The following is a 17,337-nucleotide window of genomic DNA, read 5'->3' on the forward strand; positions in this document are numbered from 1 at the left end:
TACCAAAACAGCAGTCAAGGAAGAGAACTACTCTTCCTTGACTGCTGTTTTTAATTGTTTGGTCATTTCTACACACAATACGCCATCTTCAGCATAGGGTTCAGATGTTTTTTGATACCCACAGGATTCATAAAACGCACAAGCGTCGATCTCTGCGGATAACACTGATTGGAGGGCACCCTCTTGGACACCACGCATTTCGAGATAATGCAATAATTTGGTGCCGTATCCTTGGTGCCGAAAGGCCTTAGCTACGCAAAAGCGATCAGGTTGCAGAGTGTTCGGTGTAGAGAATTGATAGCGAATGGTAGCGATCGGTGTGTTTCCATCAAGCCAAAGAAAGTATGGACAGGTTTGGTCTTTTTCATCAAATTCCCATTCTGCCGGAATGTGCTGTTCTTCTACAAAAACGGCTTTCCGCAAGGCGAAAACCGCTTGTAGCATCCACGGACTGCGTCCAAAATAAAGCATCAGTCGTTTTCCTCCTTTTTCGTGGTATACTCGTTATATAGTAATTGTAGCAGATGAGAGGAGAAATGACGTGGATTTTTTTGAGGCGTTACAATGGTCAAATTGGAAGACACTGTCCTTTGAAATCAAAGAACAGCTGATCCAGCAAATTTTAATGTATTTTGTCAGTCCTTTAAAGGAGATCACCGATGTCCATTTTAGTCAGTTGACGTATGCAGGATTGAAATGTGCTACCTTTGAATTAACGATCGATGGCGAAGACTTTGTCTTTATACCAGGGAATTCTGAGGCGATCTTAGGTTGGGATCTCGGTGTGCAAGGATTACCGGCTACTTGCTGGAGTAAAAATTGGCAGTCACCACCCAATGAGATCATTCGCCAACTGGAAACAATCTATGAGTTAGAAACCAGCCAGGATTGGGGGATTTTTGTCAATGAGTCGACGAGCCCTTTGCGTAAAGCTGTGATTGATCCCATGCTAGTCCAAAAAAGTTCTCTGCCTGCTGGCGCAAGGTATATCGGGCAGTTAAATACGATCACTGGGGAGTTTCACGGGTTAGTCGATCAATTCAGTGTTTTCGAAAAAGAGCTAAAGGCACAATTCACAGCACCAGCGTCCTTTGAGGAAAGCTTGCGTTGGGAATTACCCGCTTTTTATCACGAAGAGAATCGCTATTTTGCTGCACTAGAGCCGTTATCGGAAACCTATCAGTTATTTACCCACGAATCCGTCAGTCAAACAGAATTGAAACAGCAGTTAGATAAACAAGGCTTTCAGCTGCTTTCAGAGGATCAATGGGAATATGTCTGCGGTGCTGCTACTCGGCGACTTTTTCGCTGGGGCAATGAAAAGTCTTGCGACGATGGTGTCTCTTTGCCAACCGCTGAATTGCTTGAACCGAATTTATTTGGCTGCACCTATGGGCTTGCGGATGCGTGGGAGCTGACAGATGGCTTGTCTTTAAAAATGGAGAACTGGCAAATTTGTGGGCATCCCTTATTCGATGCATTGCCTTATGCCAGTTATTACCGTTCACGGAAAATGCTACAGCCAGATCAAAAGCTTTCTCCGCAGAGCTATCGTTACCGCAAAGCGATTCTGATCAATAAAGACCGGATTTGAGGATTGACTTTTTCGACACATTTCCTTATACTTTGAATGACGAAGGATATGGTCGGTTTGATGATTCATTACAGAAAGTTTTTCACTGCTGAGAGAAAAACATGAATTCAGACGGATTGCTCCCTTTGGTGCTCAACTGCAGCAGAAATGTTGCCGTCCACTCCGCGTTAACGAGTCTAAGAGGTAATGAGTCACATCATTGCAAGCAAGGTGGTACCGCGTATCGACGTCCTTGCTCTGCAATGGTGTTTTTTTATCGTCAAAATGACTCTAAAGGCATAAGAACGCCTTACCAGCAATTTTGTCAGCCCCTGTATCTTAAGCGAACACAGAAGAAAGTAGGAGAATAACGTGAAACAATTATCCAGTGCAGAAGTACGCCAAATGTTTTTGGACTTCTTTCAATCAAAAGGTCATTCAATTGAACCAAGTGCGTCCCTTGTCCCAGTCAACGATCCAACCCTATTATGGATCAATTCAGGGGTGGCAACGCTAAAAAAATATTTTGACGGCAGTGTTGTTCCTGAAAACCCAAGAATGACCAATGCGCAAAAATCAATTCGGACCAACGACATCGAAAACGTTGGGAAAACAGCAAGACACCATACGATGTTTGAAATGCTAGGAAACTTTTCGATCGGCGATTATTTCAAAAATGAAGCGATTCATTGGGCATGGGAGTTTTTGACTTCCCCAGAATGGATGGCTTTTGATCCAGAAAAGTTATATGTCACGGTTTATCCAAAAGACACAGAAGCAAAACGGATCTGGGCAGAAGAAGTCGGCTTGACACCAGAGCATATCGTTGAGATTGAAGACAACTTTTGGGACATCGGTGCAGGACCATGTGGACCGGATTCGGAGATTTTCTATGACCGTGGTCCTGAGTTTAATGACGTAGCGGAAGATGATCCCGAAAACTATCCTGGTGGCGAAAACGAGCGCTATTTGGAAATCTGGAATCTGGTCTTTTCAGAATTCAATCATCAACCAGATGGCTCCTATGAACCACTACCACATAAAAACATTGATACGGGGATGGGGCTGGAACGAATGGTTTCCATCGTTCAAAATGCACCAACCAATTTTGAAACAGACTTGTTTCTGCCGATCATCAATGCAGTGGCAGATTTAAGCGGTCGTGTGAACTACGGCGACAGCAAAACGACAGATATCTCCTTTAAAGTGATTGCAGACCATATCCGCGCGCTTTCTTTTGCGATCGGCGATGGGGCACTTCCTTCAAATGAAGGCCGTGGCTATGTTTTACGTCGTTTATTACGTCGTGCAGTCATGCATGGGAAAAAATTAGGGATCGATGCTGCCTTCTTATACAAATTAGTACCGATCGTTGGCGAGATCATGGAAAGCTACTATCCTGAAGTACTAGAGCAGCAAGAATTTATTGAAAAAGTGATCCGCAACGAGGAAGAACGTTTCCATGAAACCATCAATGAAGGGTTAGATATTTTAAATCAAGTGATTGCCCAAGTAAAAGCAGACAACCAAGATACGTTAGCTGGTCAAGATATTTTCAAATTGTATGATACTTACGGCTTCCCAGTTGAATTGACAGAAGAAGTGGCGGAAGACGAAGGGTTGAAAGTGGACCATCAAGGGTTTGAACAAGAAATGGATGCACAACGTGCCCGCGCTCGTGCGGCTCGACAAACGGAGCTTTCAATGGGCGTACAATCCGCTTTATTGACGGATATCAAAGTAGACAGCCGTTTCGTTGGCTATGATTCACTTGAAGCTAACAGTGAATTGTTAGTGATCATCCAAGACGAAGCGTTACACGATTCTGTTTCGACAGGTGAAGCAAAACTGATTTTTGCCGAAACACCATTTTACGCAGAAATGGGTGGACAAGTTGCGGACACAGGCACGATCGTAGCAGAAGATGGTACGATCGTAGCGGAAGTGACGGATGTCAAAAAAGCACCGAACGGTCAGTTCTTGCATACTGCTACAGTCAAAGCGCCACTACAAGAAGGCGTGAACTATTTCTTACAAGTGGATCAGCATCGTCGCAATAAGATCATCAAAAATCATACGGCGACTCACTTATTGCATAAAGCGTTAAAAGAAGTATTAGGTAGCCATGCGAACCAAGCAGGTTCATTAGTTGCTCCAGGACATTTGCGCTTTGACTTTAGTCATTTCGGGCAAGTGACCAGCGAAGAACTGAGCCAAATGGAACAAATCGTCAACCAAAAAATTTGGGAAGCCCTCCCTGTTGTGACGATCGAAACGGATATCGATACCGCAAAAGGCATGGGAGCGATGGCACTCTTTGGTGAAAAATATGGGCATGACGTTCGCGTCGTCAATGTTGCCGATTGGTCGATCGAATTATGTGGGGGAACCCATGTGGCAAATACGGAGGATATCGGTATTTTCAAAATCGTTTCTGAATCAGGAATCGGTGCTGGTGTTCGTCGGATCGAAGCCGTGACTAGTCAAGAGGCCTATACGTTATTGCATGAAGAAGAAACGCAATTAAAAGCAATCGCAGGGATCGTTAAATCTGCCCAATTAAAAGAAGTCGTTGCCAAAACAGAACAACTGCAAGCGCAGCTACGTGAATTGCAAAAAGAAAACGAAGCTCTTGCCAGCAAGTTAGCAAATCAGCAAGCAGGGGATGTTTTCAAAGATGTCAAAGAAGTAAATGGTCTGCGTCTAATCACAGCGAAAGTGACTGTTAAGGACATGAACCAATTACGTCAACTAGCCGATCAATGGAAACAAAAAGACCATTCTGATATTTTAGTGTTAGCTACCGCGAATGATGGCAAAGTGAATCTTTTAGCTGCTATGAACAAAGTAGCCAATGAAAAAGGATTGAAAGCGGGCGATTTGATCAAAGAGATCGCACCTAAAGTTGGTGGCGGCGGTGGCGGCCGTCCTGATATGGCACAAGCCGGCGGGAAGAATCCTGAAGGAATCACAGCAGCACTTGAGACCGCAGCAGCGTGGTTAGCTGCCAAGTAATCACACTAACTGGTTGAATCTGTGCCAGGGAATTTCTTTCGTTTAAGATGATAGATGAAAGAGGAGCGCAGGTCTTTAGCACAGTCCTTTTTTGAACGAAGATGACGGAGGGGGGAGACCCTTCCGTTATCTTTTTCCTTTTTTCCTACGTGTTATCTGAAAATGCGTTCGATAATTGAAGGGAATTCGCTTTTTTTTCGAAAAAGCGATACGAATAGTTGTTTAATTGAATTCCTTCGGGGTAAAATAAGAAAGATGGTTTTTTGAGAGGGTGATGATTTGCTAAACTTTTTTTTAAATCGTAGCAAAAAAAATGGTGTCTACGAACGCACAGCCATTGGGAAGTTAGCGGGTAGCCTCGGGTTGCTTTCCAACCTCCTATTATTTGCCGGAAAATTTATCATTGGCTTATCTGCACAATCTGTTTCGATTATGGCCGATGCCATCAACAGTCTTTCAGATACAGCCTCGTCTATTTTAACATTGATCGGTTTTCGGATCTCGGCGAAACCAGCCGACAGTGAACATCCATATGGACATGAGCGATTTGAAGCCATCAGTGGGTTTGTGGTATCTTTGATTATCACGTTTGTTGGCGGTCAATTTCTCATCAGCTCTGTGCAACGCATCATGGAACCGACGAGTATCCGTCTTTCACCACTATTGTTTATCGTTTTGGTTTTATCGATTTTGATCAAAATCTGGCAGGGAGCGATGTACCGCAAACTGGCGAACCTGATTGGCTCTCAAACACTTAAAGCCAGTGGGCAAGACAGTCTCAACGATGTGTATACAACGGGTGCGGTTTTGTTTTCAGCGACGATCGAGTGGTTGACTGGCCTACGTATTGATGGCTTTGTCGGCTGTCTGATTGCCTTGTATATTTTGATTAGCGGAATCAAAATGATTCGTTCCTTTATCAACGAATTATTAGGGGCACGCCCAACGCAAGAAGAAGTAGCTGCCATGGAGCAGCGCTTGGATCACTATCCGACGATTCTCGGTTACCATGATTTACTGGTTCATAATTATGGACCGAAAAATCGCTTTGCCAGTGTGCATATCGAAGTGGATGAAACGTGGTCTTTACGAGAAGCGCATGAGGTGATTGATGCTATTGAACAAGATTTTCGCCAATCTTTAAAGGTCGACCTTGTCTGTCATCTTGATCCAGTACCAATTCAAGATCAGCAGTATCGGTATTTAAAAAAAGAAGTGTCAAAGATCATTCGCTTCGTTGATCCGCAGTTACGGATGCATGATTTTCAGGTCAAAGGAGATCTGTTGGCGTTTGATTTAGTGATTCCCGCAAAATCGGCGTATAGTGATCAAGAAATCGAAGAAATGCTGAAACAAAAAATCAAAGAAACACTAGGGAACTATGAATTGAAGCTTGCTTTCGATCATAGTTACCTATTATAGGGTTACAGGATATAGGAGGAAACTATGATAAAAATGGATATGAGCATGATTTCCACGGTATTATTGGCACTTTTGTTTATTAATACGATTGCTGCCTTTATTACTGTTTTTCGGAAACCACGCTCGATTGCAAGTGTCTTTGCTTGGATGATGACGTTGGTATTCATCCCCGGCATCGGGTTTTTGTTGTACTTGTTTTGTGGTCGGGGGATCGACGGAGAAATTATTTATAAATTTAGTGAGCACCACCAAAGTAGGATCAATGAGTTGAATCAAATCATCAAAGTGCACAATTATTCTTTTCCTGAACATCCTTACTCAGATGACAATCATCTATTAGAGCGCTATTTTAAGAACCTTGATGAATCGCCCTTGACTAAAGGAAACAAAGTAGAATTTTATACAGATGGAAAAGAAAAATTTGCAGCATTGTTTGAAGACATGAAGCAAGCAGAAGATAATCTGCATGTGGAATATTATTCGTTTTTTAATGATGAGATCGGTGGCCAATTTCTGTCTATCTTGATCAATAAAGCCCGTGAAGGTGTTGAAGTGCGTTTGGTCTATGATCCATGGGGGTCACCGAAAGCCAATCGGAAATTCTTTCAACCGTTGATTGATGCCGGTGGAAAAGTCGTGCCTTTCATCACTTCGAAGAACCTGATCCGTAACACACGATTGAACTATCATCTACATCGAAAAATCGTTGTGATCGATGGTCAAATCGGGTGGACTGGCGGCTTTAATGTCGGCGATCAATATTTAGGGAAAAAGGCCAAATTTGGCTATTGGCGAGACACCCATGCGAGAATCGTAGGTACTGCCAGTTTTACACTACAAGAGATTTTTATTCGTGACTGGAACGCATCTGTAAAAAAAGAAGAGGATCAACTGGAATACGAGGATCGCTACTTTATTCTACCGCCGAAAGAGCTCTCTGGAAATGTTGATTTGCAGATTGTCGCTGATGGTCCTGAAAGTGAGACCCAAATTCTCAAAGGCGGTTTTGTAAAAATGATCTTAGCTGCCAAAGAATCGATTTGGATCCAAACGCCTTATTTGATTCCTGATGACAGTATGATGAACGCATTGGAAATTGCCATCCACTCAGGTGTAGACGTCCGAATCATGATCCCATGTATGCCTGACCACCCATTCATTTACCGGGCAACACAGCATTATGCCAATTATTTGCATCGTCGTGGTGCAAAAATCTACATCTATAACAATGGTTTCCTCCATGCGAAGACGGTCATGATGGATGATACCATTAGTTCCTTTGGGACGACAAATCAAGACATTCGGAGTTATGCCTTGAATTTTGAAGTCAATGCTTTTGCCTACGATCACGATGTCACGCAAACGTTGAAAGGCTTCTTTGAAGAGGATATGGCGCAATCAACATTACTGACGGATGAAATTTTAGCTAAGCAGTCTTACTGGTTGCGCTTCAAACAAAACTTCTCTCGGTTATTGTCTCCGATCCTTTAATTTCAACGCCTTTGCTAATCCTTGGCGTGCCAAATGGTCGGCACCTTTGTTTTGGCTCTCAGGGATCCATTGGATGATCGCTAAAGGGAACTGTTTCAACAAGCATTGAATTTCCGTTAAATAATCAGAAAAAGCAGGGTTTTTGGTATAATTCTTGTCGATAGTCTGCGCAACGACTTTGCTGTCGGTATAGAGCATAATCGTCTGTTCCTGTAACCCTTTGTCAATCAGCAGCTGCAACGCGTTGACCATCACAGCGAACTCTGCTTGGTGGTTGGTTGAATCAGGTAGCGGAAACGCAATTTGCTCATGCAGATCAGTACCGACAATGACGATTCCACCGCCACTAGGGCCGGGGTTGCCTTTCGTGGAAGCATCAAGATAAACTTTTAACATTGTCTCACCCTTTTTTGATATGATAAAGATAGTATACTAGAAATTTTATGTTGTGAGGAACTTTTATGAAGCGTAAATTGTATTGGCAACCGGAAGCTGCTACAGCGATCATTTATTGGTCGTTTACTATGATGATATTATTTATCAGTTTGATTCTTTCGTTAGAAAATACCAGACCTTATTGGAAAAGCAACCTCGTTTTAGCCGTCTTTTTCTTTTTTGTATGGTTAGGTATTCATCGAAGCATACTCATCAGGAATGATTTGCTCCTTATTCGCTATGCCCGCTTATGGAAGAAAAGCCTTGTTTCTTTACCTGAGATAGAAAAATGGCAAATTGAAAACCATTTAATAAGCATTACCGATCATCAAAAAACGTATACCTTCACGTTACGTAAAAAAGATGTGGTATGGTTAGAAACTTTTTTTCAAGAAAAAATCCCTGAAAAAAGGGTGCAGGTCGAAACCAACGAGTAATTCATAGAAATCTAGAAAACAGCGATCACTCCTTTTGGCGGCACAGCCTTAGGAAGGACGTTGTTTTTTGTTTACATAGAGGATTCGGCAAACTTCTTGTAAAAGTGTGGAAAATCTCTCTTTCTTTCTGAATAAAATCAAGTATAATAAGAGCATAGCAAACAAAATACATTTTAAAGTGCTAAATAGTTCGTGAATTGAGGGTAAAAATGAAATCAGATATCGAAATTGCACAAGAATCAATGCCTAAACCGATTATTGAAATTGCTGAACCACTTGGTTTAACAGGGGATGACCTAGAACTTTATGGCAAATATAAAGCAAAAATCGAATGGTCAGCAATCAAAGAAAAAGCAAACAAGCCGTTAGGTAAGCTTATTTTAGTCACAGCCATCAGCCCGACACCAGCAGGGGAAGGTAAATCAACGGTGACCATCGGACTTGCGGATGCCCTGAATCAAATCGGGAAACAAACCGTCATTGCTTTGCGGGAGCCATCATTGGGCCCAGTAATGGGCATCAAAGGCGGCGCCACCGGCGGCGGCAAAGCACAAGTTCTACCGATGGAAGACATCAACTTACATTTCACAGGTGATATGCATGCGATCACGGCTGCCAATAACGCCTTGTCTGCATTGATCGACAATCATATCCAGCAAGGCAATGAGTTGGGGATCGACGGACGTCGGGTCACATGGAAACGCGTTGTCGATTTGAATGATCGAGCGTTACGACAAGTGATTGTCGGTCTAGGGGGACCGTTACAAGGCGTTCCCCGAGAAGACGGTTTTGACATCACCGTTGCTAGTGAAATCATGGCGATTTTGTGCTTGGCAACAAGCATTGATAATTTAAAAGAGCGATTAGGAAAGATTTTAATTGGTTATTCTTTTGAGAAACAACCAATTTACGTAAAAGATTTGGCGGTCCAAGGTGCTTTAGCCTTACTTTTAAAAGATGCCCTCAAACCGAATCTCGTTCAAACGATTGAAGGAACCCCTGCGCTGATCCATGGCGGACCTTTTGCGAATATCGCCCATGGGTGTAACAGTGTCATCGCAACCGAGACGGCTTTGCACTTAGGCAAATACACGGTGACCGAAGCTGGGTTTGGTGCTGACTTAGGCGCAGAGAAATTTCTTGATATCAAAACACCGAATTTATCAAAGGCACCAGATGCGATCGTAGTGGTAGCAACGATCAGAGCACTGAAGATGCATGGTGGGGTCGCTGTCGCTGATTTAGGGACAGAAAACTTAAAAGCATTAGAGCGAGGCTTCAGTAATTTAAAGCGTCATGTTGAAAACATGCGTAAATATGGTATTCCAGTTGTCGTTGCGCTTAATGAGTTCTCACAAGACACAGAAGCGGAGCGAACATTAGTCGAAACCTTGTGTCAGCAAATCGACGTCACCATCGCACGGACAGCCGTTTGGGCAGAAGGTGGCGCCGGTGGAACGGATCTAGCAAAAGCAGTGGTTCAACTAATCGAGGAAAAACCCGCCAACTATCATCGCTTGTATACCGACGATTTGCCTTTAGCGGATAAAGCTTCTTTGATTGTGCGTGAGATCTACGGCGGGGCAGAGATTGAGTTTGCGCCTAAAGCCAAGGCACAGTTGCAAAGCTTCAAAGAGCAAGGCTGGGATCAGCTGCCGATTTGTATGGCGAAAACCCAGTATTCATTCAGTGATGATCCAAAGCGATTGGGCGCACCAGATGACTTCACAGTAACGATTCGCGAAGTCGTGCCAAAATTAGGTGCTGGTTTTATCGTTGCCTTGACTGGCGCCGTGATGACGATGCCGGGACTACCCAAGAAACCTGCGGCCATCAATATGGACGTGACTTCTGATGGCCAAGCGATCGGTCTTTTCTAAAAGAGTGGTCACAAACAAAGCGGGCATTCACTGCGTTTGAAGCGAAAAAACGCAAAGAGGTGCTTAGAAAGGACGGATGCACGCTGCATCCGTCTTTTTCTCGTTCATTAGACGTGATGGAAGATTAAAGTAGGAATTCTTGTTATAATAATCAAGGAAGCAAGTAAAAGTCTATTTTCTTTCTTTTGATAATCAAGTATACTTAACAAATTGAGGTGATCCTTGTCAATGGAGATACAACTGACCAGACGGACTGGCTTTTATGGAATGGGCAGTCCCCTAGAGATTATGCAGGAGAAAAAAAGAATCGCTGCAGTCAATCATCAGCAAACGATTTTTTTAGAGTTAGCTGAGCAGACACCGATTCGTGTGCGCATGTTTTTTTTAGAAAGTCAGCCTTTTCAGCTACCACAAGGCCAATCAGCGCTCAAGCTGGAGATCGTGATGAATCCTACGCTTAAAAGATTATATATCGGCTTTTATTTAAGCCTTTTTCTCATGATGGGGGTATTGGGCTTATTATCACTCTCTCTCTACTCGTTGATTTTTGTTGGTGTGTATTTGGTGGCTTATTTTGCCTTTGTTTTGATTTATTTGAAAAAAGCGTATCTTATCAAGGAGGTTCCTCATGGCTAGTGGTGCAGATCAATTTTTGAGTAGTTTTAATCGAATCGAAAAGCGGCTTCGTGACGAATTGGATAATCCACGGAATATGGGTTTTTCTGAAATGGTTCGTCGCTTGTCAAAAAGCAAAAATATCAATGTCAGAAGAGCAGAAGATGATCTATTACAAATGGCTCAGCTGCGCAATGCCATCGTACATGAAAAAATCGGAGAAAACTTTGTCATTGCTGAACCGAATGAATGGGTCGTCAATCGCATTCAAGAAATTGAACGCTCTTTACTGGCACCTGAAAAAGTCATGCCGCGTTTTGCGAAACGAGTGACTGGTTTTGAAAAGCACCTGCCATTACCAGAGTTATTGAAAATCGTTGCCCAAAAGCGCTATTCACAATTTCCGATCTATGATAATGGTCGATTTTTGGGCTTGATCACTTTGCGGATGCTGGGATACTGGTTAGCGAAAGAAAGCCTCCATGGTGAAATCAAGTTGACAGGCAGAACGGCAGATGAATTATTAGCAGGAGATGGGAAACGATCAAATTATTGTTTCGTGTCGGCTGAAACGACCATCGTAGAAGTGGAAGAATTGTTTCAAAAAAATGCCCTGCTTGAGGCGGTTTTGATCACCAAGGATAAAAATCCGAATGGAAATCTCTTGGGCATCATCCGTCCACGAGATATTTTTAAAGAAGAAAGAGTGGAAAATTTATGATCGCGTTGTTTTTTTTGTTAAGTGCTGTTGTCATTGGCTTGGATCAATGGCTGAAAATTTGGATCGTTGCCAATTATCAACTAGGTGAAACACATTCTCTGATCGACAATGTGTTGTCCCTGACCTATCTTCAGAATACCGGTGCAGCTTGGAGTATTCTAGAAGGAAAAATCACTTTTTTTGCGATCATCACCGTTATCGCGGTTGCCGTCGTTGTTTACCTATTGTTTCGTTACCAAAAAAGCAGTTTGTGGTTTCGCTTTGGATTGGCATTTGTTCTAGGTGGCGCTATCGGAAACTTCATCGATCGCTTGCAGCATGGCTTTGTGGTGGACATGTTCCAGCTTGATTTTATCAATTTCCCAATATTCAATATCGCTGATATGTCATTAGTGTTTGGGGTAATCTTGATTTTTATTTATGCACTGGTAGATGATGTAGCAAAAGGGAAACAAGGAGAATCAAATGGAAAAGCAAATTGAAGTAATCATTAAAGAAGAAAAAGGGCGGGTCGACAAAGTGTTGGCTGAACGCTTGCCTGACCATAGCCGTTCACAAGTCCAACAATGGCTGAAAGAAGATGCCGTTACTTTAGAAGGTGAGATGGTTCGGGCTAATTATAAAGTAAAAGCAGGCGATCACTTGGTCATCCAAGTGCCAGAGCCGGAAGTAGTAGATTTAGAGCCAGAAAATATTCCCTTGACGATCGTCTATCAAGATGCTGATGTGGCAGTCATCAACAAGCCGCAAGGGATGGTGGTTCATCCATCCGCTGGTCATCCGAGTGGCACTTTAGTCAACGCATTGTTGTACCATATGGAGGACCTATCGACGATCAACGATGTTGTTCGGCCGGGCATCGTTCATCGAATCGACAAAGATACGTCGGGTCTGTTAATGATTGCCAAAAATGATCAGGCGCATGAGTCGTTAGCGAAACAATTGAAAGACAAAACCTCGTTACGCAAGTATGTGGCATTGGTCCATGGCAATATCAGCCACGAAAAAGGCACGATCAATGCACCGATCGGCCGCTCGAAAGTCAATCGGAAAATGCAAGCCGTGATCGAGAATGGCAAACCCGCAGTGACGCATTTCACCGTGTTGGAACGCTTTGATCAATTTACCTTGGTGGAATTGCAATTGGAAACTGGAAGAACCCACCAAATTAGAGTGCATATGCAATATATCGGGTTCCCGTTAGCCGGTGACCCAATCTACGGACCAAAGCGCACCTTAAAAGGCAACGGCCAGTTTTTACATGCCAAGCTTTTAGGTTTCACACATCCCACAACGGGTGAGTCAATGGTCTTTGAAGCCCCATTACCAGAGCTGTTCGCGGACACGTTAAAAAAATTGCGAAAAAATGATTGATTTTTTTGTTTGAGAACTGTATAGTAATTGTAACAACTAAATAGCTCCTTTAAATGTAGTCCCGTGAGGCTAAGAAGGAATGAGTAAGCAGACGACTCCCGCGTTGGAGATTCGAACCCTTACTAGATGATAACGTGTACCCAAAATCCACAGAATGGGATTTTAGGCAACGATCGGAAAACATGACTCCTACCTCAAGCAGGTAGGAGTTTTTTTATGTTCAAAATTAGGAGGGAATAACATATGGCAGCGAAAGAAGTAGTAGATGCAGTAACAATGAAACGAGCGTTAACGCGGATCACCTATGAAATTATTGAAAGAAATCGCGGCATTGATAACTTGGTGCTGGTAGGGATCAAGACAAGAGGCATCTATATCGCTCAACGAATAGCAGAACGTTTAAAACAACTAGAAAGCGTAGAAGTACCTGTCGGTGAATTGGACATCACCTTGTACCGAGATGACAAAAAGGCAGAAGATGATCCAGAGATCCATTCATCAGACATCCCGACTGCCATTGATGGCAAAGAAGTTATCTTGATCGATGATGTCTTGTTTACAGGACGGACGATTCGGGCAGCTTTGGATGCCATCATGGATATTGGTCGACCAAAACGAATCTCACTCGCCGTTCTAGTTGACCGCGGTCATCGTGAACTGCCGATTCGGGCAGATTTCGTTGGGAAAAATATTCCAACTGCTTTAAGTGAAGAAATTATCGTGGAGATGGAAGAATCAGATGGTTCTGACCGGATCATGATCAATAAAGAAAACGACTAGGAAGAAGAGTGACAGCAACATGCAGAAGCAAGAATTTCGTAATCCAGACGCAGTTTTAGACATCAAAGATCGGCCCAAAGCACTGCCTTGGTTAGGTCTAAGCTTACAACATCTTTTCACGATGTTTGGGGCAACAGTATTAGTTCCGATCCTCGTTGGGATCAACCCCAGCATCGCTTTAGTTAGTTCAGGTATTGGAACATTGGTTTACTTGGTCACAACGAAAGGGAAGATTCCTGCGTATCTAGGCAGCAGCTTTGCGTTTATCGCAGCGATGCAGATGCTGATGAAATCTGATGGCTACCCAGCTATCGCACAAGGCGCCATCACGACTGGGTTGGTTTACGTGATCGTTTCGATGATCATTAAACGTGCCGGTGCAGCTTGGTTGGATAAGATCTTACCACCGATCATTGTCGGTCCTGTGATTATGGTGATTGGATTAGGGTTAGCCGCTAACGCCGCCCAGAATGCAATGTACAATGACTCAGTCTACGATTTCAAGTACATTCTGGTAGCTTTGGCTACCTTAGGATTAACGATTTTCTTCAATATGTTTCTGCGTGGGTTTTTAGGATTGATCCCGATCCTTCTGGGGATCGTGGGCGGATACTTGATCGCCTTAGCAGCGGGGATCGTCGATGTGCAGCCCATCATTGACGCCAACTGGTTTGGCATGCCAAGCTTCGAGATTCCCTTCATTAACTATGAACCAAAACTGTATCTGAATGCGATCACGACGATGGCGCCGATCGCTTTTGTTACCATGACCGAACACATCGGTCATCTGATGGTCTTGAACAAATTAACGAAGCGGAACTTTTTTGAAGAGCCAGGCTTGAACCGAACACTATTGGGAGATGGGTTTGCTCAAATTGCAGCCGGTCTCGTTGGGGGCCCCCCAGTGACAAGTTACGGAGAAAACATTGGGGTTTTAGCAATTACACGGGTCCACAGTGTGTTCGTCATCGGTGGAGCAGCAGTTCTAGCCATCGTACTAGGCTTCGTTGGAAAACTAAGCGCATTGATCTTAAGTATTCCTGGTCCAGTCATCTCAGGGATCAGCTTCCTGCTCTTTGGCGTCATCGCTGCCAGCGGGTTGAAAATTTTGATCGACAACAAAATCGATTTTGATCGTAAGAAGAATTTGATCATTGCGTCAGTGATCCTTGTGGTAGGAATCGGCGGTCTTGTCTTCACGGTCGGTACCTTCACATTATCCGCAATGGCGTTAGCAACTGTCCTAGGGATCTTCTTGAATCTTATTTTACCTGACAGCTCTCGCAGCGAAGAAAAATAACTTGTGCCAACTCATCGTTTAAACAGAATCAAAGGAGGAATTCATTCATGATTATTCAATCCGAAAGAATCAGCTTAAAGCATCTTTTGACGGTAGAAGCATTGACGGACCGTGAAGTGATGGGACTCATCCGCAGAGGACAAGAATTCAAAAGAGGGGCGAAATGGATGCCCCAAAAAGAACAATATTTCGCAACAAATCTCTTTTTTGAGAACAGTACCAGAACCCACAAAAGCTTCGATGTTGCTGAGAAAAAACTAGGGATCGAAGTCATCGAATTTGAAGCCTCCACCAGTTCTGTTCAAAAAGGCGAGACCTTGTATGACACGGTCTTGACGATGTCGGCTTTAGGTGTAGACGTTGCGGTCATTCGCCACGGCGATGAAAATTACTACGACGCTTTGATCCAAAGCAAAACGATCCAGTGCAGTATCATCAATGGCGGGGACGGCAGCGGGCAACACCCAACGCAATGCTTGCTAGATCTGATGACGATCTATGAAGAGTTTGGGCATTTTGACGACTTGAAAGTCGCAATCGTAGGTGACATCACCCACTCACGGGTCGCAAAATCAAACATGCAAATGTTGAAGCGTCTCGGAGCGAAAGTCTTCTTCTCAGGTCCAAAGGAATGGTATGACGAAGAATTTGAAGTATACGGTCATTGGCTACCATTAGACGAATTGGTCGCAGAAGTCGATGTTATGATGATGCTTCGTGTCCAGCACGAGCGCCATGATGGAACGGAAAGCTTTTCAAAAGAAGAATACTTAAAAAATCACGGGTTGACCGTCGAACGCGCCGCAAGAATGAAAGAGCATGCGATCATAATGCACCCAGCGCCGGTCAATCGCGATGTGGAATTGGCTGATGCCTTAGTTGAAAGCTTACGCTCACGAATCATCACACAGATGTCCAATGGCGTCTTTGTTCGAATGGCGATTCTTGAAGCGGTGTTGAACGGTAAGGCCTAACAGGCAAAAAGGAAAGAATTAGAGGAGGAAGTTTACATGAAAACACTCATTAAAAACGGTAAAATCATCAAAAAAGACAATCACTGTGTTCCTGCAGCAATTTGGATCGAAGAAGGAATCATTCGCGGGATCGGTACAGCATTTCCCGAAACAGATTTTGACGAAGTCATCGATGCCAAAGAGCAATTGATCACGCCAGGTTTAGTGGATGTTCATGTACACTTCAGAGAACCAGGCTTTGAGTACAAAGAAACAATTGAAACGGGCAGCATCGCAGCAGCTCGCGGTGGGTTCACGACAGTTTGCGCAATGCCAAACCTTGACCCAGTTCCCGATACACCGGAAAAATTAACAGCTGTTTACGAAAAAATCAACGCAGATGCGTCAATCAATGTCTTACAATACGCCCCGATCACAGAAAACTTACGCAGTGAAACGTTGACGGATGCAGCTGGAATGAAAGCTGCTGGCGCTTTCGCCTTGACGAACGATGGCGTGGGTGTTCAGACTGCTGGCACAATGTATCTGGCAATGAAGCAAGCAGCCGAAAATGACTTGGCCTTGGTTGCCCATACAGAAGATGACTCCTTACTCTTTGACGGCGTGATGCATGCTGGTAAAAAAGCAGAAGAACTTGGACTACCGGGGATCTTGAGTGTAACGGAAGCTTCTCAAATCGCTCGTGATGTACTTTTGGCGGAAGCAACAGGTGCTCATTACCATGTCTGCCATGTCTCGACCAAAGAAAGTGTTCGAGTGATCCGAGATGCCAAAAAAGCTGGTATCCATGTGACAGCTGAAGTTTCTCCTCATCATTTGCTTCTAATCGATGAAGATATTCCTGCCGATGAAGGCTTTTGGAAAATGAACCCACCGTTACGTGGGCAAGAAGACCGTGAAGCGTTGATCGAAGGTCTGCTGGATGGCACGATCGATTGTATCGCGACGGATCATGCCCCACATGGCTATGAAGAAAAAATGAAAAGCTTTTTAAAAGCACCATTTGGCATCGTCGGATCAGAATATGCCTTCCAATTGTTGTACACTCATTTTGTCAAAACAGGACGCTTTACCTTGCAGCAACTAGTGGATTGGATGACCGTGAAACCAGCATCAATCTTTGGTCTAAGCGCCGGAACGATGATGGTCGGAGACAAAGCCGATCTCGCGATTTTTGACTTAGAATCAGCTTATAACGTGGATCCTAAGCAATTTCTATCAAAAGGAGTCAATACGCCTTTCGGTGGATGGACGTTATATGGGGATACAAGTTATACATTTGTAAATGGAAAATTAGTATGGCAAAAAGGTGGGCAATAA

Annotated in this window: 16 protein-coding genes; 14 read left to right on the top strand and 2 right to left on the bottom strand. The window is 43.7% G+C overall.

The features are described from left to right. Nucleotides 1-27: 27 nt before the first annotated feature. Nucleotides 28-471 carry a GNAT family N-acetyltransferase gene (locus IGJ17_RS08195; RefSeq protein WP_005236014.1) on the bottom strand — a complete coding sequence of 148 codons (444 nt, stop codon included), beginning with the start codon at nucleotides 469-471 and terminating at the stop codon, nucleotides 28-30. A 70-nt stretch (nucleotides 472-541) separates the two neighbouring features. Here IGJ17_RS08195 and IGJ17_RS08200 point away from each other — a divergent pair, with 70 nt between their 5' ends. From IGJ17_RS08200 to cls, 4 genes are all read left to right on the top strand, one after another. After that, nucleotides 542-1,594 carry a DUF7278 family profilin-like fold-containing protein gene (locus tag IGJ17_RS08200; RefSeq protein WP_005236012.1) on the top strand — a complete coding sequence of 351 codons (1,053 nt, stop codon included), beginning with the start codon at nucleotides 542-544 and terminating at the stop codon, nucleotides 1,592-1,594. Nucleotides 1,595-1,945: 351 nt separating this feature from the next. Continuing rightward, the gene (gene alaS / locus IGJ17_RS08205) at nucleotides 1,946-4,588 is read left to right on the top strand and encodes an alanine--tRNA ligase (RefSeq protein ID WP_005236010.1); all 2,643 of its coding nucleotides are present in this window, start codon (nucleotides 1,946-1,948) and stop codon (nucleotides 4,586-4,588) included. 279 nt (nucleotides 4,589-4,867) lie between these two features. Next, a complete protein-coding gene (locus tag IGJ17_RS08210) occupies nucleotides 4,868-6,010 on the top strand; it encodes a cation diffusion facilitator family transporter (protein ID WP_016611745.1) in 1,143 nt (380 codons plus the stop codon). 24 nt (nucleotides 6,011-6,034) lie between these two features. Beyond that, nucleotides 6,035-7,501: a cardiolipin synthase gene (gene cls, locus IGJ17_RS08215; protein WP_429947591.1), complete on the top strand. Its 1,467-nt coding sequence runs from the start codon at nucleotides 6,035-6,037 to the stop codon at nucleotides 7,499-7,501. Here the strand turns inward: cls and IGJ17_RS08220 are convergent. Continuing rightward, nucleotides 7,481-7,897: a ribonuclease HI family protein gene (locus tag IGJ17_RS08220; RefSeq protein WP_005236004.1), complete on the bottom strand. Its 417-nt coding sequence runs from the start codon at nucleotides 7,895-7,897 to the stop codon at nucleotides 7,481-7,483. The two genes, cls and IGJ17_RS08220, sit on opposite strands and share 21 nt — an antisense overlap. Before the next feature lie 65 nt (nucleotides 7,898-7,962). Between IGJ17_RS08220 and IGJ17_RS08225 the strand changes: the two genes are divergently transcribed. From IGJ17_RS08225 to IGJ17_RS08270, 10 genes are all read left to right on the top strand, one after another. Next, complete coding sequence (locus IGJ17_RS08225; RefSeq protein ID WP_016611747.1) at nucleotides 7,963-8,373, top strand: EbsA family protein; 411 nt, start codon at nucleotides 7,963-7,965, stop codon at nucleotides 8,371-8,373. Nucleotides 8,374-8,582: 209 nt separating this feature from the next. Continuing rightward, entirely contained in the window at nucleotides 8,583-10,253 is a 1,671-nt protein-coding gene (locus IGJ17_RS08230) for a formate--tetrahydrofolate ligase (protein WP_429961235.1), read from the top strand. Nucleotides 10,254-10,481: 228 nt separating this feature from the next. Then, nucleotides 10,482-10,889, top strand: a complete 408-nt coding sequence (locus tag IGJ17_RS08235) for a hypothetical protein (protein ID WP_429961236.1) — start codon at nucleotides 10,482-10,484, stop codon at nucleotides 10,887-10,889. Next, complete coding sequence (locus IGJ17_RS08240) at nucleotides 10,882-11,589, top strand: CBS domain-containing protein (RefSeq protein ID WP_005235996.1); 708 nt, start codon at nucleotides 10,882-10,884, stop codon at nucleotides 11,587-11,589. Before IGJ17_RS08235 ends, IGJ17_RS08240 begins: the two co-directional genes overlap by 8 nt. After that, nucleotides 11,586-12,071 carry a signal peptidase II gene (gene lspA / locus IGJ17_RS08245; RefSeq protein ID WP_015509729.1) on the top strand — a complete coding sequence of 162 codons (486 nt, stop codon included), beginning with the start codon at nucleotides 11,586-11,588 and terminating at the stop codon, nucleotides 12,069-12,071. The genes IGJ17_RS08240 and lspA overlap by 4 nt, the downstream gene beginning before the upstream one ends. Then, nucleotides 12,055-12,963: an RluA family pseudouridine synthase gene (locus IGJ17_RS08250; protein ID WP_429961237.1), complete on the top strand. Its 909-nt coding sequence runs from the start codon at nucleotides 12,055-12,057 to the stop codon at nucleotides 12,961-12,963. The genes lspA and IGJ17_RS08250 overlap by 17 nt, the downstream gene beginning before the upstream one ends. Nucleotides 12,964-13,206: 243 nt before the next feature. Next, nucleotides 13,207-13,743, top strand: coding sequence for a bifunctional pyr operon transcriptional regulator/uracil phosphoribosyltransferase PyrR (gene pyrR, locus IGJ17_RS08255; protein ID WP_429961238.1), 537 nt, complete (start codon nucleotides 13,207-13,209; stop codon nucleotides 13,741-13,743). Nucleotides 13,744-13,762: 19 nt separating this feature from the next. Next, the gene (locus IGJ17_RS08260; protein WP_005235990.1) at nucleotides 13,763-15,043 is read left to right on the top strand and encodes a solute carrier family 23 protein; all 1,281 of its coding nucleotides are present in this window, start codon (nucleotides 13,763-13,765) and stop codon (nucleotides 15,041-15,043) included. 47 nt (nucleotides 15,044-15,090) lie between these two features. Beyond that, on the top strand, nucleotides 15,091-16,017 hold the full coding sequence (locus IGJ17_RS08265; protein ID WP_005235988.1) for an aspartate carbamoyltransferase catalytic subunit: 927 nt from the start codon (nucleotides 15,091-15,093) through the stop codon (nucleotides 16,015-16,017). A 36-nt stretch (nucleotides 16,018-16,053) separates the two neighbouring features. Further along, nucleotides 16,054-17,337: a dihydroorotase gene (locus IGJ17_RS08270; RefSeq protein ID WP_086299448.1), complete on the top strand. Its 1,284-nt coding sequence runs from the start codon at nucleotides 16,054-16,056 to the stop codon at nucleotides 17,335-17,337.

It is taken from the genome of Enterococcus sp. DIV1096b (genome assembly GCF_050498765.1).
Lineage (GTDB): Bacteria > Bacillota > Bacilli > Lactobacillales > Enterococcaceae > Enterococcus_D > Enterococcus_D entomosocium.

What these genes read in the sequence shown, in the direction of transcription:
- IGJ17_RS08230 (WP_429961235.1), top strand. Translation starts at nt 8,583, where the DNA reads ATGAAATCAGATATCGAAATTGCACAAGAATCAATGCCTAAACCGATT.
- IGJ17_RS08270 (WP_086299448.1), top strand. Translation starts at nt 16,054, where the DNA reads ATGAAAACACTCATTAAAAACGGTAAAATCATCAAAAAAGACAATCAC.
- IGJ17_RS08225 (WP_016611747.1), top strand. Translation starts at nt 7,963, where the DNA reads ATGAAGCGTAAATTGTATTGGCAACCGGAAGCTGCTACAGCGATCATT.
- pyrR (WP_429961238.1), top strand. Translation starts at nt 13,207, where the DNA reads ATGGCAGCGAAAGAAGTAGTAGATGCAGTAACAATGAAACGAGCGTTA.
- IGJ17_RS08260 (WP_005235990.1), top strand. Translation starts at nt 13,763, where the DNA reads ATGCAGAAGCAAGAATTTCGTAATCCAGACGCAGTTTTAGACATCAAA.
- lspA (WP_015509729.1), top strand. Translation starts at nt 11,586, where the DNA reads ATGATCGCGTTGTTTTTTTTGTTAAGTGCTGTTGTCATTGGCTTGGAT.
- IGJ17_RS08220 (WP_005236004.1), bottom strand. Translation starts at nt 7,897, where the DNA reads ATGTTAAAAGTTTATCTTGATGCTTCCACGAAAGGCAACCCCGGCCCT.
- IGJ17_RS08235 (WP_429961236.1), top strand. Translation starts at nt 10,482, where the DNA reads ATGGAGATACAACTGACCAGACGGACTGGCTTTTATGGAATGGGCAGT.
- IGJ17_RS08240 (WP_005235996.1), top strand. Translation starts at nt 10,882, where the DNA reads ATGGCTAGTGGTGCAGATCAATTTTTGAGTAGTTTTAATCGAATCGAA.
- IGJ17_RS08250 (WP_429961237.1), top strand. Translation starts at nt 12,055, where the DNA reads ATGGAAAAGCAAATTGAAGTAATCATTAAAGAAGAAAAAGGGCGGGTC.
- IGJ17_RS08265 (WP_005235988.1), top strand. Translation starts at nt 15,091, where the DNA reads ATGATTATTCAATCCGAAAGAATCAGCTTAAAGCATCTTTTGACGGTA.
- cls (WP_429947591.1), top strand. Translation starts at nt 6,035, where the DNA reads ATGATAAAAATGGATATGAGCATGATTTCCACGGTATTATTGGCACTT.
- IGJ17_RS08195 (WP_005236014.1), bottom strand. Translation starts at nt 471, where the DNA reads ATGCTTTATTTTGGACGCAGTCCGTGGATGCTACAAGCGGTTTTCGCC.